Origin of the sequence: Streptomyces sp. NBC_01408 (genome assembly GCF_026340255.1) — a bacterium.
Lineage (GTDB): Bacteria > Actinomycetota > Actinomycetes > Streptomycetales > Streptomycetaceae > Streptomyces.
This window is the reverse complement of record NZ_JAPEPJ010000001.1, coordinates 2,483,613-2,504,516: the sequence shown is the minus strand read 5'-3', so window position 1 is coordinate 2,504,516 and position 20,904 is coordinate 2,483,613. Positions and strand designations below refer to the sequence as shown.

Annotated in this window: 18 protein-coding genes; 10 read left to right on the top strand and 8 right to left on the bottom strand. The window is 71.7% G+C overall.

Features of this window, described 5'->3' with window-relative positions:
* The first annotated feature begins 20 nt into the window (after positions 1-20).
* Both cofD and OG447_RS11410 read left to right on the top strand, forming a co-directional pair.
* Positions 21-980: a 2-phospho-L-lactate transferase gene (cofD, locus tag OG447_RS11415; protein WP_266936376.1), complete on the top strand. Its 960-nt coding sequence runs from the start codon at positions 21-23 to the stop codon at positions 978-980.
* Positions 977-2,293, top strand: a complete 1,317-nt coding sequence (locus OG447_RS11410; protein ID WP_266936375.1) for a coenzyme F420-0:L-glutamate ligase — start codon at positions 977-979, stop codon at positions 2,291-2,293. The genes cofD and OG447_RS11410 overlap by 4 nt, the downstream gene beginning before the upstream one ends.
* Before the next feature lie 6 nt (positions 2,294-2,299).
* On the opposite strand, the gene OG447_RS11405 is transcribed toward OG447_RS11410, so the two are convergent.
* The 3 genes from OG447_RS11405 to OG447_RS11395 all read right to left on the bottom strand — a co-directional run bounded on the left by OG447_RS11405 (position 2,300) and on the right by OG447_RS11395 (position 4,284).
* Positions 2,300-3,304, bottom strand: a complete 1,005-nt coding sequence (locus OG447_RS11405; RefSeq protein WP_266936374.1) for a DNA-3-methyladenine glycosylase — start codon at positions 3,302-3,304, stop codon at positions 2,300-2,302.
* 71 nt (positions 3,305-3,375) lie between these two features.
* Complete coding sequence (locus OG447_RS11400; protein WP_266936373.1) at positions 3,376-3,927, bottom strand: GNAT family N-acetyltransferase; 552 nt, start codon at positions 3,925-3,927, stop codon at positions 3,376-3,378.
* 168 nt (positions 3,928-4,095) lie between these two features.
* Positions 4,096-4,284 (bottom strand): hypothetical protein, encoded by a 189-nt coding sequence (locus OG447_RS11395; protein WP_266936372.1) that lies wholly within the window; start codon positions 4,282-4,284, stop codon positions 4,096-4,098.
* A 305-nt stretch (positions 4,285-4,589) separates the two neighbouring features.
* Here OG447_RS11395 and OG447_RS11390 point away from each other — a divergent pair, with 305 nt between their 5' ends.
* Both OG447_RS11390 and OG447_RS11385 read left to right on the top strand, forming a co-directional pair.
* Entirely contained in the window at positions 4,590-5,336 is a 747-nt protein-coding gene (locus tag OG447_RS11390; protein ID WP_266936371.1) for an XRE family transcriptional regulator, read from the top strand.
* Complete coding sequence (locus tag OG447_RS11385; RefSeq protein ID WP_266936370.1) at positions 5,333-5,803, top strand: NUDIX domain-containing protein; 471 nt, start codon at positions 5,333-5,335, stop codon at positions 5,801-5,803. Before OG447_RS11390 ends, OG447_RS11385 begins: the two co-directional genes overlap by 4 nt.
* Before the next feature lie 144 nt (positions 5,804-5,947).
* Here OG447_RS11385 and OG447_RS11380 read toward each other — a convergent pair whose 3' ends face one another.
* A complete protein-coding gene (locus OG447_RS11380; protein ID WP_266936369.1) occupies positions 5,948-7,333 on the bottom strand; it encodes an N-acetylmuramoyl-L-alanine amidase in 1,386 nt (461 codons plus the stop codon).
* Positions 7,334-7,473: 140 nt separating this feature from the next.
* On the opposite strand from OG447_RS11380, the gene OG447_RS11375 reads away from it, so the two are divergent.
* The 4 genes from OG447_RS11375 (at position 7,474) to OG447_RS11360 (ending at position 13,449) form a co-directional block, all read left to right on the top strand.
* Positions 7,474-8,223 carry a TIGR03089 family protein gene (locus OG447_RS11375; protein WP_266936368.1) on the top strand — a complete coding sequence of 250 codons (750 nt, stop codon included), beginning with the start codon at positions 7,474-7,476 and terminating at the stop codon, positions 8,221-8,223.
* A gap of 208 nt (positions 8,224-8,431) precedes the next feature.
* On the top strand, positions 8,432-9,658 hold the full coding sequence (locus OG447_RS11370; protein ID WP_323181828.1) for an LCP family protein: 1,227 nt from the start codon (positions 8,432-8,434) through the stop codon (positions 9,656-9,658).
* A 224-nt stretch (positions 9,659-9,882) separates the two neighbouring features.
* Positions 9,883-11,613, top strand: a complete 1,731-nt coding sequence (locus tag OG447_RS11365) for an LCP family protein (RefSeq protein WP_266936366.1) — start codon at positions 9,883-9,885, stop codon at positions 11,611-11,613.
* A gap of 63 nt (positions 11,614-11,676) precedes the next feature.
* Positions 11,677-13,449 (top strand): LCP family protein, encoded by a 1,773-nt coding sequence (locus tag OG447_RS11360; RefSeq protein WP_266936365.1) that lies wholly within the window; start codon positions 11,677-11,679, stop codon positions 13,447-13,449.
* Positions 13,450-13,521: 72 nt separating this feature from the next.
* On the opposite strand, the gene OG447_RS11355 is transcribed toward OG447_RS11360, so the two are convergent.
* Complete coding sequence (locus OG447_RS11355; protein ID WP_266936364.1) at positions 13,522-14,547, bottom strand: glycosyltransferase family 2 protein; 1,026 nt, start codon at positions 14,545-14,547, stop codon at positions 13,522-13,524.
* A gap of 316 nt (positions 14,548-14,863) precedes the next feature.
* Here OG447_RS11355 and OG447_RS11350 point away from each other — a divergent pair, with 316 nt between their 5' ends.
* Entirely contained in the window at positions 14,864-16,243 is a 1,380-nt protein-coding gene (locus OG447_RS11350; RefSeq protein WP_266938835.1) for an LCP family protein, read from the top strand.
* Positions 16,244-16,309: 66 nt separating this feature from the next.
* Here the strand turns inward: OG447_RS11350 and OG447_RS11345 are convergent, their stop codons facing one another.
* Entirely contained in the window at positions 16,310-16,846 is a 537-nt protein-coding gene (locus OG447_RS11345; RefSeq protein ID WP_266936363.1) for an acyl-CoA thioesterase, read from the bottom strand.
* A gap of 106 nt (positions 16,847-16,952) precedes the next feature.
* On the opposite strand from OG447_RS11345, the gene OG447_RS11340 reads away from it, so the two are divergent.
* On the top strand, positions 16,953-18,317 hold the full coding sequence (locus OG447_RS11340; RefSeq protein ID WP_266936362.1) for an LCP family protein: 1,365 nt from the start codon (positions 16,953-16,955) through the stop codon (positions 18,315-18,317).
* An 84-nt stretch (positions 18,318-18,401) separates the two neighbouring features.
* Here the strand turns inward: OG447_RS11340 and OG447_RS11335 are convergent, their stop codons facing one another.
* On the bottom strand, positions 18,402-19,484 hold the full coding sequence (locus OG447_RS11335; protein WP_266936361.1) for an NDP-sugar synthase: 1,083 nt from the start codon (positions 19,482-19,484) through the stop codon (positions 18,402-18,404).
* A gap of 108 nt (positions 19,485-19,592) precedes the next feature.
* Positions 19,593-20,765, bottom strand: coding sequence for an acyl-CoA dehydrogenase family protein (locus OG447_RS11330; RefSeq protein WP_266936360.1), 1,173 nt, complete (start codon positions 20,763-20,765; stop codon positions 19,593-19,595).
* Positions 20,766-20,904 lie beyond the last annotated feature (139 nt).

Genomic DNA, 20,904 nt, shown 5'->3' with positions numbered 1-20,904 from the left:
GGCCTGACAGACTTCGGTGCATGCGCATCGTTGTTCTGGCCGGCGGTATAGGCGGCGCCCGGTTCCTCCGCGGACTCAAGTCGGCTGTGCCCGACGCGGACATCACGGTCATCGGCAACACCGGTGACGACATTCACCTGTTCGGGCTCAAGGTGTGCCCCGATCTGGACACGGTGATGTACACCCTCGGGGGTGGCATCAACGAGGACCAGGGCTGGGGGCGCGTCGACGAGTCCTTCACCGTCAAGGAGGAACTCGCGGCGTACGGGGTCGGACCCACCTGGTTCGGCCTCGGCGACCGCGACTTCGCCACCCACATCGTCCGGACCCAGATGCTGGGCGCCGGCTACCCGCTGAGCGCCGTCACCGAGGCGCTCTGCGACCGCTGGCAGCCCGGGGTCCGGCTGCTGCCCATGACCGACGACCGGGTCGAGACCCATGTCGCCGTCACCGACGCGGGCACCGGGGAGCGGCGGGTCATCCACTTCCAGGAGTACTGGGTCCGGCTGCGCGCCTCGGTGGACGCGGAGGCCGTCGTACCCGTGGGCGCCGAGCAGGCCAAGCCCGCACCCGGGGTGCTGGAGGCCATCGCCGCGGCCGACGTGATCCTCTTCCCGCCCTCCAACCCGGTGGTCTCGGTGGGGACCATCCTCGCCGTGCCCGGCATCCGCGACGCCGTGGCCGCCGCCCAGGCGCCGGTCGTGGGCCTGTCCCCCATCGTCGGCGGCGCGCCCGTGCGCGGCATGGCCGACAAGGTGCTGGCCGCGGTGGGCGTCGAGTCCACCGCCTCGGCGGTCGCCCTGCACTACGGGACCGAGCTGCTCGACGGCTGGCTCGTGGACACCGCGGACGCGGACGCCGTGGCCGGGGTGGAGGCCGCCGGGATCACCTGCCGGGCCGTGCCCCTGATGATGACGGACCTGGCGGCGACCGCCGACATGGCCCGGGCCGCGCTGGACCTGGCCGAGGCCTCCCGGTGAGCGCCGCGCACGGATCCCCCGGGCACGGACCCTCGTACGAGGTGCGGGCCGTCGAGGGGATCCCGGAGGTCAGGGCGGGGGACGACCTGGCGAAGCTGATCACGACGGCCGCCCCCGGTCTGCGGGACGGCGACGTCCTGCTGGTCACCTCGAAGATCGTCTCCAAGGCGGAGGGCCGGATCGTCGAGGCGGACTCGCGCGAGGCGGCCATAGACGCCGAGACCGTACGGGTCGTCGCGCGCCGGGGCACCCTGCGGATCGTCGAGAACCGGCAGGGCCTGGTGATGGCAGCCGCCGGGGTGGACGCCTCCAACACCGTCCCCGGCACCGTGCTGCTGCTGCCCGAGGACCCCGACGCCTCGGCCGCCGCGATCCGCGCGGGGATCCGCGACGCGCTCTCCGTGGACGTGGGCGTGGTCGTCACGGACACCTTCGGGCGGCCGTGGCGCACCGGGCTCACCGACGTGGCGATCGGCTCGGCCGGCGTACGGGTCCTGGACGACCTGCGCGGGGGCACCGACGCGCACGGCAACCCGCTGAGCGCCACCGTGGTGGCGACCGCCGACGAACTGGCCGCCGCGGGCGACCTGGTCAAGGGCAAGGCGGCGGGGCTGCCGGTGGCCGTCGTACGCGGCCTCGGCCACCTGCTGGGCGAGGGCTCGGCGCGCGAGCTGGTCCGCTCCCCGCAGGACGACATGTTCCGGCTGGGGACCTCGGAGGCGGTACGGGAAGCCGTGACGCAGCGCCGCACCGTACGGGCCTTCACGGCGGAGCCGGTGGACCCGGGCGCGGTGCGCCGGGCGGTGGCGGCGGCCGTGACGGCCCCGGCCCCGCACCACACGACGCCGTGGCGGTTCGTGCTGCTGGAGTCGGAGGCCTCGCGGATACGGCTGCTGGACGCCATGCGGGACGCGTGGATCGCGGACCTGCGCGCGGACGGCAAGTCCGAGGAGTCCGTCGCCAAGCGGGTGCGCCGGGGCGAGGTGCTGCGGGCCGCCCCGTACCTGGTGGTGCCCTGTCTGGTGACGGACGGCGCGCACCACTACGGGGACGCTCGGCGCGACGGCGCGGAGCGGGAGATGTTCGTGGTCGCGATGGGCGCGGGCGTGCAGAACTTCCTGGTCGCGCTGGCCGGGGAGCGGCTCGGCTCGGCGTGGGTGTCCTCGACGATGTTCTGCCGTGACGTGGTGCGCGAGGTGCTGGGCCTGCCGGAGGGCTGGGACCCGATGGGGGCGGTGGCCGTGGGACACCCGGCGGCGGCCCCGGCGGACCGGCCGGGGCGGTCGGCCGCGGAGTTCATCGAGGTCCGCTGAGCGCGGTCACAGCTTCCCGATGTCGGTGCGCGGCATGCGGGGGGTGCGGCGCGGCGGGACGTGCCCGGCGAGGAGGACCAGGCGGGCGGCGCGGTGGCGCTGGCCCGCGTACGGGGCGAGGAGCTCCAGCATGACGGCGTCGTCGGCGTCCCGGTTCCCGGCGAGGGCGTAGCCGATGATGCCCGGCAGGTGCAGGTCGCCGGTGGTCACGGCGTCGGGGTCGCCGTTGCTGCGCTGGAGGGTCTCCGCGGAGGTCCAGGGGCCGATGCCGGGGACGGCCTCCAGCCTCGCCGCGGCCTGCTCCGGCGCCATCGCCGCCGCCTCCTCCAGGCGGTGGGCCACGCGGGCGGCCCGCACGATGGTCGCCGAACGCTTGGCGTCGACACCGGCCCTGTGCCAGTCCCAGGACGGGATCATGGCCCAGGAGCGGGCGGAGGGCATGACGTACAGGCCGAGGCCGTGCGGACCGGGCGCGGGCTCCCCGTACTGGCACACCAGGCGGCGCCAGGCGCGGTAGGCCTCGTCGGCGGTGACCTTCTGCTCCAGGACCGTGGGGATCAGGGACTCCAGGACCAGCCCGGTGCGGGTGAGGCGCAGGCCGGGGCGGCGGCGGTGGCTGGCGTGCACGAGGCGGTGGCGCGGGACGAAGGCGGCGGGATCGTCGCCGGAGCCGAGGAGCGCGGGCAGCTGTTCGAGGATCCACTCGGCGCCGGGTCCCCATGCCTCGGCGTGGACCTCCTCCCCCGCCTTGGACACCCGGAGGGTGGCGGGGCCCTGGGGGGTCAGGCTGGTACGCCAGACCGAGCCGTCGGGGGTGGCGCGGAAGGTGGGGTCGGCGGGGCCGCGCCGGAGCGGGCCGAGGGTGAGGCCGAGGTCGACGGGTCCGCCGCCGGGCGCCCATGCCCGGGCTTTGGCCCCGGCCCCGGATGCCTGGCCCTGGCCGGCGGGCACGTCGGTGCGGCCACCTCGTACGGCGGCACGGGTGAGCGGGGGATCGAAGCGGCCGGCCATGGGTCGAGCGTAGCCCTGCGGTGAGATCGGCACCCGCGCACGAGCCGAGGAGTCAGCCAAGGTCCGTTGAGCTACTGCATGACGGGCCGATGTCCGCCAACCGGGAGCCGATACACCACGTTCCGTCGCAGCGGCCCGGCGGGCACGCTCATGTCGTCGTAGTCCTCGGCGGGGTCGTGGGTCATACCGATACGGCGCATCACCGCCTGTGACGGGAGGTTGGTGGCCGTCGTCAACGCCAGGATCTCCCGCAGCGCAAGGGATTCGAAGCCGAAGGTCAGGGCCGCCAGGGCAGCTTCGGTCGCATAGCCGTGCCCCCAGGCGGAGCGGGCCAGACGCCAGCCCGCTTCCACACCCGTGAAAGGCGTGTCTTCATCGACTGAATCCAGTCCGGTGAACCCGATGAACTCGCCGGTCGCCGCCACCTCCACCGCCCACCAGCCCCAGCCCCGCTGGTCGAGATCGGCCTGGAAGCGAGCCGCGGACGCCTCGCTCTGCTCACGCGTGAGCACATCCGGAAAGTACTTGCGGACCTCGGGATCAGCATTCATCGCCGCCCACGGGCCAAGATCGGAGTCCCGCCACCCGCGGAGCACAAGACGGTCGGTTCGCAGTTCAGACATCACGCCAACCTAACGTGATCACCAGTGGGGAGTCGATCGGAAAAGGAAGCGAACCTGCCCGCTGCCCCGGCACGGGTGCCATCCATGCGGCCCCCGTGGCCGAGGTTCTTGATCTTGCGGCACGGCGGGCAGCAGTACGCGCAGTCCCTCCCAGGACCGGGCGGTCGGTCACTGGGTCCACTCCTGGATCCGGATGGCGTTGATTTCCGTCGGGTGTGCGGCACGCAGGTGCTCAGGCATCGCGATCCACTCGTTGCCGCCGCCGAGCGGGCGTACGTACCCGTAGCCGGGGAAGGCGTCCGTGTGGGTGCCGTACCGGGCGAGAACACCTACGGCCAGGTGCTCAGGGGCTTCCATGGCGCGGACTATCGTGCCCGGCTCGGGCCAGAGGGGGTGGGGCAGCGCAATGGCGCGAGGGAATGGGTTCTCGTGGTCCTGTAGCTGCGTCATCATCGTCGCCGCCCCGGGGGTCGTATGCGTGGAGTAAGGCCCAGGCGGCTCCTGCTGCCTGCCCAGCCCTCTTCCGGCTGGACGCATCGCCTGGTGCACGATCAGAGTGCGTCCACATACGGGGACTTGGACACCACGCGGCTGGACGCCCGGGACGTCCTCTGTAGCGTTCCGCAGGACGAACACGTCCCTGGACGTCCCTGGGGGTACGGATGGCGAACGAACGACTGCGGTCGGCGATGATGACGCTTGGCATCACCCTCGACACCATGGCCGGGCATGTCGGGGTCGACCCGAAGACCGTAGAGCGCTGGATCACGAAAGGCCGCGCACCCTACCGACGGCACCGCCTCACCATCGCCGCGTTCTTGCGCGAGGATGAGGCATATCTGTGGCCGGACGGTCTCCCTGACGGGCAGCGCAGGGACGCGGCTGATGCGGAAGTCCTGAAGGTCTACCCACACCGCTCCTACGTGCCGACAGACCTCTGGCTTCAGCTGTTCGGGCGGGCTGAGCGCGAGATCGGCGTCCTGGTGCACGCAGGCGTGTTCTTGGCGGAGAACCCGCGGTGGACACAGCTACTCAGGCGGAAAGCGGCTTCGGGCGTCCGGACGCGCATCCTGCTCGGCGATCCCGACAGCCAAGAGGTCCAGCGTCGAAGCGAGGAAGAGGAGATCGGCGAAGGGGTCGCCTTCAAAGTGCGGGAGGTGATGAAGCTCTACCGTCCGCTCTACTCGGTTCCCGGAATCGAATTCCGCCTGCATCGGTCGACCCTGCACAACTCGCTTTACCGGTCGGACGACGAGTGGCTGGTCAACACGCAGGTCTACGGAGTGAGCGCTCCCATGACCCCTGTCCTGCACCTGAGGCGGGTTGCCGGCGCCGAGCTGGTCTCGACGTACCAGCAGAGTTTCGAGAGGGTCTGGAGCGAGGCGGTTTCGATCGAAGGGCGGGCATGAGTCGCACCGACTACTTCAACGATCCCTCCGCACCAAGAGCGAACAGCATCGTCCCTGCGGTGACGGCCTTCGTTGTCGACGATGACGGTCAGATCCTGCTGGAGCGGCGATCCGACAACGGGCGTTGGGGGATGCCGGGCGGTGTGCAGGAAATCGGTGAGAGCATCACCGGGACGGTGATCCGGGAGGTTCTGGAAGAGACCGGAGTCCAGGTCGAGGTGGTCGGGTTGGTGGGCGTCTTCACGGACCCTGGACATGTCATCGCGTTCTCGGACGGCGAAGTGCGGCAGGAGTTCTCGCTCTGCTTCCGCGCCCGGCCCCTCACCAGCGATATCAGAGTCAGTGCGGAATCGCTTGCGGTGCGCTGGGTTCCCCGATCGGAGGTGGAATCGCTGGACATGTCGCCGACCACTCGGATGCGGCTCGAAGAAGGCTTCCGCGGCTCTCCGACCCCCCGGATCAGTTGAGCCGGTCGGGTTCTCCTACGGCGCCCCCGGGCGCGGCCCGGGGAGGGGCACGGCCCGGGGAGGGGCACGGCCCGGGGAGGGGCACGGCCCGGGGAGGGGCACGGCCCGGGGGTTGCCGGCCGCCGGGGGATAGGGGGACACCCCCTAAGGGCGGCCCTGGAGTTTGGCCGATGAGGTGCGGGTCGCGCCGAGTTGGCCGTACAGCTGCTTGCCCGGGCATTCCGTGGCGAAGCCGTCGCGGTGGCCCGAGATGACGTTCATCGACACGTTCTTGCCCTTGGGATAGCGGTTGCCGCCGCCCGAGGTCAGGGTCGTCTTCGCGCGCGGGTCGCGGCCGAAGAGGCCGAGCTTCCAGGCCGTGAGGCGGGCGACCGCGTCGACCGCCACCTCCGGGGGCGCCGTGGAGGAGTACGTGCCCAGCACCGCGATGCCCACGCTGTTGCTGTTGAAGCCCAGGGTGTGCGCGCCGAGCACCGCCTTGGAGACCCCGCCCGCGCGGCCCTCGTACACGGTGCCGCACTTGTCGACGGCGAAGTTGTAGCCGATGTCGCGCCAGCCGCTGCTGAGCACGTGGTAGCGGTACAGGCTGCGCAGGACCGCCGGGGCGTCCTTGCAGGCGTAGTTGTTGCCGGAGGCACTGTGGTGGACGAAGGCCGCCTTGACGGTGCTGGTGTAGACGAAGCCCGATTCGCGCAGCGACTCGTCCGCACCCCACCCCTTGCGGGTGACGATCCGCGGGCGCGGGCCGATGAACGGGGCGGCCGCCGCGCTCAGCGCGCCGTCGCTGGCGAAGACCGCGTCGGCGGTGGAGTCGGCCTTGTCGAGCGCGGTGATCTCGTTGGCGCCGAGGGCCGCGTGCGGCAGGTTCGCCGCGGAGGACTCCGCCGTGGCCATCGACAGGCCCGGCGCGACCACCTCGCCCTTGTCGTCGCCCACGGGGCCGCCGTTCTTGCCGTCCGGCGCCGCGGGCTGGTCCGCGCCGGGGTCGATGAGCTCGATCCGCAGGCCCGAGGGCAGCCGGGCGCGGGCGCGGGTGGCGGGGGCGCCTGGTTCCGCCTGTACGCGGACCTCCACCCCGTCGGACTCGCCGACCCACAGCGGGGCGGTGGCGCCGCGGACCCGGCCGGAGCCGCGCTCCGCCGCGTCCGGGTCGGCGGCGTGCTCGCTGTTGTGCGTCTCGACGTCCTGCCAGTCGGACCACGTGGCGGTCCGCGTGGAGCGGGTGCGTACCTGGACCAGGCCGTGGAGCTGGCTGCTCACGTCGTCCCAGACGACGCCGACCAGCGAGAAGGTCTTGACCTCGCGGACGGGCAGGCCCTGCGTCTCGGGCACCTGCGGTGAGGCGCTCATACCGGGGACGCCCGGGGTCCGGTCCACCGCTGGTCCCAGGGGGACGAGCGGCAGCGACTGGGTGGACCCGGCCGGGGCCACGGGGACGGACTCAGCCAGGGCCGGAGTGGGGAGCGCGAGGGGCAGGGCCAGTACGGCGGCCGTCGCGACGCCGATCGAGGAAGCAAGGAATCCACGCATGACAAGGATGGTGGGCAGGGTCATCGCCCGGCGCCATCCGAGAACTGACTGTCCGTCCGACGCGGCTCGCGTACCCCTCCCCCGTACGGTCGATCCGGCGGCCCCCGTACGGGGGACGGGCCCCGCGTACCCTGTGCCGGGTGAACGCCACTGACCGCACCCCTGCCGACCTGCTGCGATCCGCGCTCGCCGCCGATCCCGGCCGCCCGCTCGTCACCTTCTACGACGATGCCACGGGCGAGCGCGTCGAATTGTCCGTCGCCACCTTCGCCAATTGGGTGGCCAAGACCGCCAATCTGCTCCAGGGCGACCTGGGCGCGGAGCCGGGCGACCGGCTCGCGCTGATGCTCCCCGCGCACTGGCAGAGCGCCGTCTGGCTGCTCGCCTGCGCCTCGGTCGGGGTGGTCGCCGAGGTGGGCGGGGATCCGGCCGGGGCCGATCTCGTCGTCAGCGGGCCGGGCACGCTGGAGGAGGCGCTGGCCTGCTCCGGGGAGCGGGTGGCGCTGGCGCTGCGCCCGCTGGGCGGGCGGTTCCCGCAGCCGCCGGCCGGGTTCGTGGACTACGCCGTGGAGGTGCCGGGGCAGGGCGACCGGTTCGCTCCCTTCGTTCCGGTGGACGCCGAGGGGCCGGGGCTGGTCGTAGGCGGCGAGGAGCTCTCGTACGCGGAGCTGACCGGGCGGGCCCGGCAGGACGCGGCGAAGCTCGGCCTCGGGGAGGGCTCCCGGGTGCTCACCGGGCTCGGCTACGACACCTGGGAGGGGCTCTCGGCGGGGCTCTTCGCCGCCCTGGCCTCCGGCGGGTCGGTGGTGCTGTGCCGCAACCTCGACCGGCTGTCGGAGCCGGCGCGGGCGCAGCGGATCGAGAGCGAGCGCGTCACCCACACCGTCTGATCCGTGCGTCACACCGTCTGATCCGCGCGTCACCCACCCTGCCCAACTGCGGGAACGACCCGATTTGTCACCCGGACGGCCCTAGACAGGACCCTGCCCCCGGGCTGCCCGGACACCCCGGGGGCAGGATCGGCAGTGGCCGTACTCACCCGTACGGCTTGTTGTCGCAGCGGCGAGGGGACGGACGCGAGTGACCGACAGCGCGGGCATACCGGGTGGCACCGATGCGGCCGGAGGCACTCGCAGGCCTCCGCACAGCCGCCGGCGCCGCCTGCTGCGCTGGATCGGCCTCGGGGTGGCCCTGCTGGTGCTCGCGGGGGCCGCGACCGGCTGGTGGCTCTACAACAAGCTCGACGGGAACATCACCGAGGACACCTCCGCCGCGGCCGAGCTGTCCCGCTACGAGCGGGAGCGCCCCGCCCACTTCACCACGGATGCCCAGAACGTCCTGCTGATCGGCTCGGACTCGCGCTCCGGGGAGGAGAACGCCCGGTACGGGCAGGACCGCGGCACCCAGCGCTCGGACACGACGATCCTGCTGCACCTGCCGGCTGACCGCCGGAGCGCGACGGCGGTGTCGATCCCGCGGGATCTGATGGCGCGGATCCCGGCCTGCCTGAAGGCGGACGGGAGTCGCACCGCCGAGCAGCTCGCGCAGTTCAACTGGGCCTTCCAGTGGGGCGGGGCCGCCTGCACGATCCGTACGGTGGAGAAGCTCACCGGGATCCGGATCGACCACCACGTGGTCATCGACTTCGGGGGTTTCAAGAAGATGGTCGACGCCATCGGCGGGGTGGAGGTCTGCCTCAAGGAGCCGGTGAACGACTCCGAGGCCAAGCTGAGGCTGCCCGCCGGGCGGCAGGTCCTGGCGGGCGAGCAGGCGCTGGGCTTCGTCCGCGCCCGCTACAGCCTGGGCAACGGCAGTGACACCGAACGGATGGAGCGTCAACAGCAGTTCCTCGGCTCCCTCGTCAGAAAGGTGCAGAGCAACGGGGTCCTGCTCAACCCGGGCCGCTTGTACCCGCTCCTGGACGCGGCGACCTCCTCGGTGACCACGGATCCGGAGCTGGCCTCGCTGCGGGGCCTGTACGAACTCGTTCGGGGGGTACGGGACATACCCACCGACCAGGTCAAGTTCCTGACGGTGCCCCGCCGGCCGTACGCCGCCGACCCGAACCGGGACGAGCTGGTGGAGCCGGACGCGGCGCGGCTGTTCGAGCAGCTGCGGACGGACCGGCCGGTGACGGTGGCTCCGCCCACGCCGGGCACCCGGGTCGAACCGGCGGAGGCCGACGCGACCGTGGGGCCGGGCGGGAAGGCGGGCGAGACGGCAGGTGAGACGGCCGGCGAGACAGCAGGTGAGGAAACCGGCACGGCCCCCGTTCCCTTCCCCACTTTCACCGGCACCACGGCGGGTACGGCCGACTGCCGGTAAAGCAATCCAAAAAGCCGGTGACCGAACCGAGTGGGATGAGTAGTTCGCCCCGTTATAAGGGGAGTGGAATTTGTCACCAGCATGGTTTGCAGCCGAACCTGGCGGATAAGGTGAGCGATCCGGTGCACCGGCCAGCCAAGAGGCCGTGCACCAGCAGCCGGATCGTTGACCGTGCGCCTGGGGGGAGGCGCGTCGCGAGGCACCGACGGAGGATTCGAGCAACCGTGGACGCGCAAAGCCGTGGGCGGGCAGACGAGATCGACCCCGCTGACCAGTGGGTGATCAACCCCCGCACCGGCCACTACGAACTGCAACTGAGCCAATCCGCTCCGCAGTCGGCCCCTTCAGTCACCCCGCCGCGCAGATCGGCCCCGACGCGCACGGCCCCGGCCCCCACCCCCACCGCCCCCTCGCCCGCGGTGCCCAAGCCGCGGCGCGGCGACGGGCCGCCCGGCGGCAGGCGCGGCGGGCGCTCCCGCAAGATCGGCGGCGGCAGCCGCCGCAAGGCGCTGCTCATCACCGGCGGGACCCTGGCGTTCCTGCTGGTCGGCGGCTCGTTGGCGGCGTACCTCTACTACGACCACCTCAACGGCAACCTCAGCGTCACCGACATCTCGGGCGCGGGTACCGGTGGTTTCAAGAAGAACCAGGCCATCAACATCCTGGTCATCGGCACCGACAAGCGCAGCGGTGCGGGCAACGAGGGGTACGGGGACGCGGAGAGCGTCGGCCACGCGGACACCACGATCCTCTTCCACGTCTCCAAGGACCGCAGCAACGCCACCGCGCTGTCCATCCCCCGGGACCTGATCTCCGACATCCCGGTCTGCCCGACGAAGCAGCCCGACGGCACGACGAAGAACGTCCCCGCGTCCAAGGGCACCCGCTTCAACAACAGCCTGGGGCAGGAGGGGCGCGACCCCGGCTGCACGATGCGCACCGTCACGGGGCTCACCGGCATCGAGATCGACAACTTCATGATGGTCGACTTCAACGCGGTGAAGAACCTGAGCACGGCGGTCGGCGGAGTCCCGGTCTGCGTGGAGAAGCCCGTCGACGACCCGGATTCGAAGCTGAAGCTCCCGGCGGGCGAGAGTCGACTGTCGGGCGAGCAGGCGCTGGCCTTCGTACGGACCCGGCACGCCTTCGGCAACGAGAGCGACCTGGACCGGATCAAGACCCAGCAGGCGTTCCTCAGCTCGATGATGCGCGAGATGAAGTCGAAGGAGACGCTGACCAGCCCGAAGAAGTTCTTCTCGCTGGCGGAGGCGGCCACCAAGTCGCTGACGGTGGACCAGGGTCTGGGATCGATCGGCAAACTCACCGATCTCGCCGGTGAGTTGAAGGACATAGACCTCAAGAACATCACCTTCACCACGCTTCCGGTGCTCGACAACCCGACGGAGAAGGTCAAGGCCACCGTCGTGCTCGACCAGGCCCAGGCCGACCCGCTGCTGCAGATGATCCGGGGGGACGTCTCGCTCACGGAGGTCGAGAAGAAGGAGCAGGCCGCGAAGGAGGCGGCCGACGCGGAGGCGAAGGGCAAGCAGGACGCGCTGCTCCAGGGCAACCGGGCGGCGCCGGGCGACGTACGCGTGGACGTCTTCAACGGCGGCGGGCCCAAGGGCGCGGCCTCCTCCACCTTGAACTGGATGCAGAACACCAAGGGCCTCGCCCGGGCCAGCAATCTCGGCAACGCCGCGAAGGTCGGGGCCACGCAGCTGGAGTACGCGCCCAACCAGGCCGATCAGGCCCGCGCCCTGGCCGACATCATGGGGCTGCCGGCCTCCGCCCTGAAGATGGGGACCACGGACGCCGGGCCGAAGACCCCGATGAAGCTGACGCTCGGTCCGGACTTCAAGGAGGCGGGAACGCCGCTGACGGCCCCCGGCCCGCAGGAGCTGTCCGACGACGTCCAGCGGATCGAGGCGGACAAGTCGGTCTGCGTGAAGTGACGGAGCACGGCCGGTAGGACCGGCACGAACAGACCACATGGGGATTTTTCAAGGGGGGTACGTGTGAGGCACAGCAGCGTGCGAGGGGAGGGGGCGCCCGCCCAGGCCACCGGTGACCTACCCGGCGACGGCACGGACGCGTCCGGCGCGATACCCGCGCCCCGGGGCGGCTCCCGGGCGGCCCGCCGCGCCGCCGGCCGTCGGAACCGCCGGGGGCGGCGGCGCGTACTGCGCTGGGTGTCCTCCGTACTGGCCCTGCTCATACTCGGGACGGCGGCGGGCGGTTACCTCTACTACCGCCACCTGAACGGCAGCATCAAGACGGACCCGCTGAACCTCGGCGAGACCAAACTGGGCGGATCCAAGCCCAACGCCTTCGGGCAGACCCCGCTGAACATCCTGCTCATCGGTTCCGATGCGCGCGACGGCGCGGAGAACCAGGCGCTGGGCGGGGCCTCGGAGACCTTCGGCGGCCCGCCGCTCGCGGACGTGCAGATGCTGCTCCACCTGTCCGCCGACCGCACCAACATGTCCGTGGTCTCGATGCCGCGCGACACGATGCTGATGATGCCCAAGTGCACCGACAAGAGCGGCAAGGTGTACCCGGCCAGCAAGGGCCTCGTCCAGACGAACGAGTCCCTCCAGCGCGGCGGCCCCGGCTGCACGGTCGCCGCCTGGACCGAGCTGACGAAGATACCCATCGACCACTTCATGATGATCGACTTCAAGGGCGTGGTCTCGATGGCGGACGCCATCGGCGGCGTCCCGGTCTGCGTCGAGCAGAACGTGCACTCCCGCAACGACAGGGGCGAGGGCTCCGGCCTGAAGCTCCCGGCGGGCGAGAGCGTCATCCAGGGCGAGCAGGCCCTGCAGTGGCTGCGTACCCGCTACGGCTTCGAGGACGGCACCGACATCGGCCGCACCCACGCCCAGCACCAGTACATGAACTCGATGGCCCGCGAGTTCCGCAAGAACGCCAAGCTCACCAATCCGGTGAAGCTCAACAGCCTGGCGCAGGCCGCGATCGACGCCATGGTCGTGGACCCCGGCCTGGACAAGATCGACAAGCTGTACGACCTCAGCATGGAGCTCAAGAAGGTCCCGCCGGGCCGGATCACCATGACCACCATGCCGTGGGTCTACAGCACCCGGCCCGGCATGGACGGCCGGGTCGAGCCCCTGGCGGGCGAGGCCGAGGCCCTGTTCCGGATGGTCCGCGAGGACATCGCCCTCGACGGCCAGGGCTCCGCGGCCCCCGCGGACGCCGCCTCCCCGTCCGGGGCCCCGTCCGGCTCCCCCGCCGCCTCGACCCCCCCGGGCCAGCAGCCGAGCAGCCCCGCGGCCGCCGGCACCACCGCCCCGGCCTCGCCGACCGCCGCACCGGGCGCGGCCTCGGCCGAGGCCGCGGCGTCCGCCGCGGCGCGCTCGAAGATCGCGGTCAGCGTCCGCAACTCCACCGGTGGCAAGGACGGCGCCGAGGCCAAGGCCAAGGGGCGGGCGACCGAGGTCGCGGCCCTGCTGGCCGGCAAGGGCTTCACCAAGGCCACCGCCGACAGCCAGACCGGCGCCGAGGACACCACGGTGGTCCGCTTCGCCCGTACGGACCAGGAGGCGGACGCGAACGCCCTGGCCACCGCGCTCGGCCTGCCCGCCACCTCCGTGCAGAAGTCCGAAGCGGTCGCCGGGATCGTCCTGTTCGTCGGCAAGGACTGGCGGACCGGCGACCTGCCCACCCCGCCGCCGCCCGCCCCCACCAAGGCACCGGACTCCGCGCACCCGCTCAACGGCGACAACGACAAGGCCTGCATGGCGGTCCAGCCGGGCTTCACCTGGTAAGCGCACACGACGCGCACGAAGGGGGCCCGGCGGCTGTGATGCCACAGCCGCCGGGCCCCCTTCGCGTGCGTCTCAGACCTGCGAGGCGTCGCTGTGCACCGCCGGGCGGCGGCTCGCGATGACCTTGTTCGCGAGTGCGCGCGGGCTGGTCAGGAAGCCGAAGCCCCAGCACAGGTGCATGGTCGCGAGGGCGACGGGAATCTGCGCCCGCGCCTTCAGCGGGAGGCCCTTGCCCGCCGGTACGGAACCCGCGGTGATCGCCGCGAAGTAGGCGGCCGGGAGGGCGAAGCCCCACGGGGTGACGGCCACGCCGACGACCGCAGCGGCCGCGAGCGCGGACACGAGGGTCGGCGGGGCCAGGTACCGCACGTTGATGGAGCCCGCGTGGTAGCGGGCCACCACGTGCCGCCACCGGCCGTAGTCCTTGTACTGCTTGGCCAGGGCCCGCACGGAGCGCCGGGGGCGGTACTGGACCTTCAGCTCCGGCGAGAACCAGATCAGCCCGCCGGCCTCACGGATGCGGAAGTTCAGCTCCCAGTCCTGGGCGCGGATGAACTCCTCGTTGTAGCCGCCCTGCTGCTCCAGCGCCTCACGGCGGAAGACGCCCAGGTAGACGGTTTCGGCGGGTCCCGCCTGGCCTCCGGTGTGGAAGGGCGCGTTGCCGACGCCGATCCTGGAGGTCATCGCGGCCGCGACGGCCTTTTCCCAGGCGTTCTGGCCCTCGGCGTGCATGATGCCGCCGACGTTCTGCGCGCCCGTCTCCTCCAGGAGGCGGACGGCGGTGGCGATGTAGTTCGGCGAGAGCATGCCGTGGCCGTCTACGCGTACCACGATCGGGTGATGCGAGGCCTTGATGGCGGCGTTGAGGGCCGCCGGGGTCCGGCCGGTGGGGTTCGGGACGGTGTGGACTCGGGGATCCTCGGCGACGAGTTCGGCGGCGATCTCGTCGGTGCGGTCCGTGGACGGCCCCAGCGCGATCACCACCTCCATCTCGCCCGCGTACTCCTGTTCCAGGATGTGGCGGACGGAATCGCGGAGGTAGTGCTCCTCGTCGAGCACCGGCATGATCACCGAGACTGCGGGCTGCTGGGCGGGCATGTGGTCCTTCAAGGTCGGGTACCGGTGTCACGTTACCGCGTACGGGGGAACCGGGTGCGCGCCGAGCGAGCGGTACGGACAGAGGCTGATCGTATGGGCCTACTGTTCTGACGAATCAGACGATTCTGGCCCATCTGTCGACCCGGTCTTCCAGCTGACCCCCGCGGAGGTGTCCACCGTGCCCCAGCCGCACCGTCCCACCCGTCCCGCCAGGCCACCCCAGCCGCAGCGTGCGCGGCGCGGCGGTGGCGGTGGCCGCGGCGGTGGTCGCGGTGGCGGTCCGGCGCGGCGCGGGGCCGACCGGCCGCGGTGGGGGGTGCGGATCGCGGCCGGGCTGTCGCTGGCGGTCCTGGGCTGCGGGGCCGTCGGGCACGCGGTGATGACCGGCCTGGACACCGGGATCCAGCGCGTGGACCCCTTCAAGGACATGAAGAACCGGCCGCAGGCCGGGCACGGGCTGAACTTCCTGCTGGTCGGCACCGACGGCCGGGAGAAGATCGGCCCGGACGAGAAGCGCGAGTACCGCCTCGGCGGAGCGCCCTGCCACTGCACCGACACGATCATGCTGGTGCACCTGTCGGCCGACCGGGAGCGCGCCAGCGTGATCAGCCTGCCCCGCGACAGCTACGCCCAGGTGCCCGCGCACCACGACCTGGTCACCGGCAAGGCGCACAAGGCCCACCCCCTGAAACTGAACGCGGCGTACGCCGAGGGCGGCCCCGGCCTGACGGTGCGGACCGTCGAGAACATGACCCGGGTGAAGATCGACCACTACCTGGAGGTCGACTTCACCAGCTTCATGAAGACGGTCGACGCGGTCGGCGGCGTGGAGATCTGCACCGCCAAGACCATGCGCGACCCCAACACCGGCCTCGACCTGCTGCCCGGCACCCACCGGCTCAGCGGCGGACAGGCCCTGCAGTACGTGCGCTCGCGCCATGTCGACGGCGCCTCCGACCTCGGGCGGATGCAGCGCCAGCAGCGGTTCGTCGCCGCCCTGATCAAACAGGCGACCAACGGCGGCGTACTGCTCAACCCCGTCAAGTTCAAGCAGGTCAGCTCCACCCTGCTCGGCTCCGTACGGGCCGACAAGGGCTTCGGCTCCGAGCAGATGCTCGCGCTCGGCCAGGCCATGCGGGACTTCACCCCGGTCTCCTCCGAATTCGCCTCGGTGCCCGTCGGCAATCCCTCGTACCGGGCCAAGGGCATCGGCTCCACCGTCAAATGGGACGAGCCGAAGGCCGCCAAGCTGTTCGAGGCCCTGCGGGAGGACCGGCCGCTGGCCCCGGCCCGGCCCGGCCGCCCGGCCGGGCGGCCCGCCGCGGTGCCCGTGGACGTGCCCCCGCAGCAGATCCGGGTCCAGGTCGAGAACGGGACGCGGATCGACGGGCTGGGCGGGCGGGTCGACGCGGCGCTGCGCGCCACCGGCTTCGACACCACCCGGGCCCCCGGCAACGGCGCCAGCCGCGAGGTCAAGCGCACGGTGATCACGTACGACCCCCGCTGGGACCGCTCGGCCCGGACGGTGTCGACCGCGCTGCCGGGCAGTGAGCTGCGGGCGGTGGCGGGCCAGGGGCGGACGGTGCTGGTGACCGCGGGCGCGGACTACCGCAAGGTGGTGCCGGTGCGGGCCGAGGACCCGTACCAGGGCCAGTTCGGCGTGGTCACCGGCGACCAGGTGGTCTGCGGGAACTAGGACGGCTCTTTCGGACCCCGCCGAGCCCGGCCGGCAGGGCAGGGGTGACAGGTCAGGGGTGACAGGTCAGTCGTCGAAGCCCTGCGCCGCCCGCTCCTCGCGCAGCGCCATGATCGCCTGGCGGCGGGCGAGGCGGTGGGTGCGGCGGATCTGGGCCTCCTGGTAGCGCCGCTCGTCCTGCTCCGTCTCGGGGAGCACGGGCGGGACCGTACGGGGCTTGCCCTCCGCGTCCACCGCCGCGAAGACGAGGTAGGCGCTGCCGACCTGGGTGGCGGGCGTGGACTCGTTCCACCGCTCCGCGAGGACCCGTACGCCGATCTCCATGGAGGAGCGGCCGGTCCAGTTGCACTGGGCCTTCACATGGACGAGGTCGCCCACGCGCACGGGGGCGAGGAAGGCCATCTCGTCCATGGAGGCGGTGACCGCCGGGCCGCCGGAGTGGCGGCCGGCCACGGCACCGGCCGCGTCGTCCACCAGCTTCATGATCACGCCGCCGTGCACCGTGCCGAGGAGGTTGGTGTCGTTGGCGGTCATGATGTGGCTGAGGGTGGTCCGGGAGGCCGAGGTGGGCTTCCCCGGCAACTCGCCCGCTATCTGTGTCATACGCACACCTTAGAGCCGTACCGGAGGCATCAGCTCTGCAACAGCCCCGGTACGGAACCCCCACCGGGGTGTCGGACGACACGCCGGGCCAGGCATCCTTGTGCGCATGAATGACTGGCCAGAGGGGTGGACCGGCGACCGCGGCGAGCGCGGCCGGCGCGACGACGGATACGGGCACGGCAGCGCGCAGGCGCAGCCCGAGGGCGCGCAGCGGATGCGGCACGTCCAGCGGCAGACGCCGCAGCCGCCGCAGCCCCCGCAGCGGCGTCCCGGGCAGCCGGCGGTCCCGCCGCCCGGCCGGCCCCCGGCGGGCCCGCCCGCGTACGGGGTGCCCCCGCAGCAGACGCCGGGCCACGACACGTACGGCGGCTACGACAGCGGCTACAACACCGGCCAGGTCTACGGCGCGCCCGCGGGCGGCGCTCCGGGCGGACCCGGCGGGCCGGGCGGACCGGGCGGACCGGGCGGCGCCCCCGTCCCCGTCCGGATCGTTGTCGACTGGCGCAAGCGGATCAAGGTCGGCTCGATCGTCCTGGTCTCCGCGCTGCTGGTGACCACGGTCTCCACCTACTTCTGGGCCGACTCCAAGGTGCGCCGCGAGGTGGACCTGTCCAAGGTCATCGAGCGCCCCAAGGAGGGCGACTGCACGACGTACCTGATCGTGGGCTCCGACAGCCGCGAGGGCCTGTCCGCCGAGGACAAGAAGAAGCTCCACACGGGCTCGGCCGACGGCAAGCGGACCGACTCGATGATGATCCTCGCGAAGTGCTCCAGCGGGAACACGATGATCTCGCTGCCGCGCGACTCGGACGTGGAGATCCCGTCCTTCGTCGGCTCCCAGTCCGGCAAGAAGTTCGCCGCCGAGGGGCGCCGCGTCAAGCTCAACGCGGCGTACGCGGAGGACGGTCCCGAGCTGCTGGTGCGCACGGTGGAGCACAACACGGGTCTGCGCATCGACCACTACGCGGAGATCGGCTTCGCCGGCTTCGCGAACATCGTGGACGCGCTCGGCGGCGTGGAGCTGAACATCGAGGAGGGGTTCAAGGACGAGAAGTCGGGCGCCGACTTCAAGGCCGGCAAGCAGACGCTGAACGGCGAGCAGTCCCTGGCCTTCGTACGCACCCGCTACGCCTTCGCGGAGTCGGACCTCCAGCGGACCAAGAACCAGCAGAAGTTCCTGTCGGCCCTCGCGAGCCAGGCGGCCACCCCGGCCACGGTCATGAACCCGTTCGCCCTGTACCCGACGCTGGGCGCGGGTCTGGACACCCTCATCGTGGACAAGGACATGGGCCTGTGGGACATGGGCCAGATGTTCTTCGCGATGAAGGGCGTCAACGGCGGTGACGGCGTGTCGCTGAACATGCCGATCTCCGGCCAGCGCGGCGGCAACCTGGTCTGGGACAAGGCCAAGGTGAAGGAACTGGTGACGCAGATCCAGAACGACGAGAAGGTCACCGTCCGCGGGAACTGACCGCGGCGGCGGGCGGCCTGCGGCGCGCGCGGTGCCTCGTACGGCAGGCGCGCGCCGGGGGCCGGCCGCGGCGGTGACCCGGTGTCAGGAGTCCGAGGAGAAGCGGATCGCGGCGGCGGGCAGCTGGGTCTCGCACCACACGCGGGCCCCGGTGCGCAGCTCGTTGTCGGCCCCGACGACGGCGCCGTCACCGACGACGGTGCCGTCCAGCACGGTGCGCGCGCCGACCTCGGCGCGGGCGCCGATCAGGCTGGCGTTGACCTGGGCGTCCGGGCCGATGACGGCGTCGGCCAGGACGATGGAGCCCTGTACGACGGCGCCCGCCTCGATACGGGCGCCGGCGCCCACGACGGTGCCGCCCGACAGCTTGGCTCCGGCGGCCACTTCGGCGCCGGGCAGCACCAGGGACTCGCCGCGGCGTCCGGGGACGGCCGGGGAGGGGACGACGCCGCGGACCAGGTCGGCGGAGGCCTGGATGATGGACTCCGGCTTGCCGAGGTCCATCCAGTACGTGTTCTCGGTGACGCCGTGCAGCCGGGCGCCGGAGGCGAGCAGGCCGGGGAAGGTCTCACGCTCGACGGAGACGGGGCGGCCGGCCGGGATGGAGTCGATCACGCTGCGGCGGAAGACGTAGCAGCCGGCGTTGATCTGGTCGGTGATGATCTCCTCGGGGGTCTGCGGCTTCTCGGTGAAGGCCAGCACCCGCCCCTCGGAGTCGGTGGGGACCAGGCCGAAGGCGCGCGGGTCCTCGACCTGCACCAGGTGCAGGGAGACGTCGGCGTCGGCCGCCCGGTGGGACTCGACCAGGCCGGCGATGTCCAGGCCCGTGAGGATGTCGCCGTTGAAGACGAGGACGGAGGAGTCCGGGCCGCCGGTGAGGAGCTGCGCGGCGTTGCGGATGGCGCCGCCGGTGCCCAGGGGCTCGTCCTCGACCACGTACTCGAGGGTGAGGCCGAAGTCGGATCCGTCGCCGAAGTAGGGCTCGAAGACCTCGGCGAGGTAGCAGGTGGCCATCACGATGTGCGTGACACCGGCGGCGGCGGCCCTGGCTATCTGGTGGGCGAGGAAGGGGACACCAGCTGTGGGAACCATCGGCTTGGGGGTGTTCACCGTCACGGGCCGCAGACGCGTCCCCTGTCCGCCGACCAGCAGGATCGCTTCCGTCATTACGTTCTCCCCAACCGGTTCTGGCGTACGAAGGTTCAAATTTAGCCCATCCGGGGGCATGAAAAGGCCGGAGGCGGGTGATGAGATCCGCCTCCGGCCCGGTACCGCTTACGGCAGGTTGCGCGCCATCACGATCCGCTGGACTTGGTTCGTACCTTCGTAAATCTGTGTGATTTTCGCATCGCGCATCATGCGCTCCACCGGGTAGTCACGGGTGTAGCCGTAACCGCCCAGGAGTTGGACCGCGTCGGTGGTGACCTCCATGGCCACGTCGGAGGCGAAGCACTTGGCCGCGGCGCCGAAGAAGGTGAGGTCCTCGTGGGCGCCGCCGGCGGAGACGCGCTCCGAGCGGGCCGCCGCCGCGTAGGTCAGCTGGCGGGCGGCCTCGATCTTCATGGCCATGTCCGCGAGCATGAACTGCACGCCCTGGAAGTCGCCGATCGGCTTGCCGAACTGCTTGCGCTCCTGGACGTAGCCCTTGGCGTAGTCCAGGGCGCCCTGCGCGATGCCGAGGGCCTGGGCGGCGATCGTGATGCGGGTGTGGTCGAGGGTCTTCATCGCGGTGGCGAATCCGGTGCCCTCGGCGCCGATCATGCGGTCGGCGGGGATCCGGACGTTGTCGAGGTAGACCTCGCGCGTCGGGGAGCCCTTGATGCCGAGCTTCTTCTCCGGGGCGCCGAAGGAGACGCCCTCGTCGCCCTTCTCCACGACGAAGGCGCTGATGCCCTTGGAGCGCTTCTCCGGGTCGGTCACGGCCATGACCGTGTAGTACTCGGAGACGCCCGCGTTGGTGATCCAGCGCTTGACGCCGTTGAGGACCCAGAAGTCGCCGTCGCGTACGGCGCGCGTCTTCATGCCGGCGGCGTCGGAGCCCGCGTCCGGCTCGGAGAGCGCGTAGGAGAACATCGCGTCGCCCTTGGCCAGCGGGCCGAGGTACTTGGCCTTGAGCTCCTCGGAGCCGGACAGGATCACCGGGAGCGAGCCGAGCTTGTTGACGGCCGGGATGAGGGAGGAGGAGGCGCAGACGCGGGCCACCTCCTCGATCACGATCACGGTGGCGAGGGCGTCGGCGCCGGCGCCGCCGTAGGTCTCGGGCACGTGGACGGCGTGCAGGTCGCTGGCGACCAGGGCGTCCAGGGCCTCCTGCGGGAAGCGGGACTCCTCGTCGACCGCGGCTGCGAACGGCAGGATCTTCGCCTCGGCGAGCGAGCGGACCGACTCGCGGAGCATGTCGTGCTCCTCGGCCGGGCGGTACAGGTCGAAGTCGGCAGAACCCGCCAAGATCTCTCACTCCCCAAGATGATGCGTGATGCTAACTACCGTTAAGTAACCCAAATCTTAGTGTCCGGCGTCCCGACAGCGATATGTGGGGCGTACGTGAGCTGCGTGACAGCCGTACGGAGCCGGGCACCCGCTGGAG

What these genes read in the sequence shown, in the direction of transcription:
- cofD (WP_266936376.1), top strand. Translation starts at nt 21, where the DNA reads ATGCGCATCGTTGTTCTGGCCGGCGGTATAGGCGGCGCCCGGTTCCTC.
- OG447_RS11405 (WP_266936374.1), bottom strand. Translation starts at nt 3,304, where the DNA reads ATGGCCGGCCGCTTCGATCCCCCGCTCACCCGTGCCGCCGTACGAGGT.
- OG447_RS11400 (WP_266936373.1), bottom strand. Translation starts at nt 3,927, where the DNA reads ATGTCTGAACTGCGAACCGACCGTCTTGTGCTCCGCGGGTGGCGGGAC.
- OG447_RS11395 (WP_266936372.1), bottom strand. Translation starts at nt 4,284, where the DNA reads ATGGAAGCCCCTGAGCACCTGGCCGTAGGTGTTCTCGCCCGGTACGGC.
- OG447_RS11390 (WP_266936371.1), top strand. Translation starts at nt 4,590, where the DNA reads ATGGCGAACGAACGACTGCGGTCGGCGATGATGACGCTTGGCATCACC.
- OG447_RS11385 (WP_266936370.1), top strand. Translation starts at nt 5,333, where the DNA reads ATGAGTCGCACCGACTACTTCAACGATCCCTCCGCACCAAGAGCGAAC.
- OG447_RS11380 (WP_266936369.1), bottom strand. Translation starts at nt 7,333, where the DNA reads ATGCGTGGATTCCTTGCTTCCTCGATCGGCGTCGCGACGGCCGCCGTA.
- OG447_RS11355 (WP_266936364.1), bottom strand. Translation starts at nt 14,547, where the DNA reads ATGCCCGCCCAGCAGCCCGCAGTCTCGGTGATCATGCCGGTGCTCGAC.
- OG447_RS11345 (WP_266936363.1), bottom strand. Translation starts at nt 16,846, where the DNA reads ATGACACAGATAGCGGGCGAGTTGCCGGGGAAGCCCACCTCGGCCTCC.
- OG447_RS11340 (WP_266936362.1), top strand. Translation starts at nt 16,953, where the DNA reads ATGAATGACTGGCCAGAGGGGTGGACCGGCGACCGCGGCGAGCGCGGC.
- OG447_RS11335 (WP_266936361.1), bottom strand. Translation starts at nt 19,484, where the DNA reads ATGACGGAAGCGATCCTGCTGGTCGGCGGACAGGGGACGCGTCTGCGG.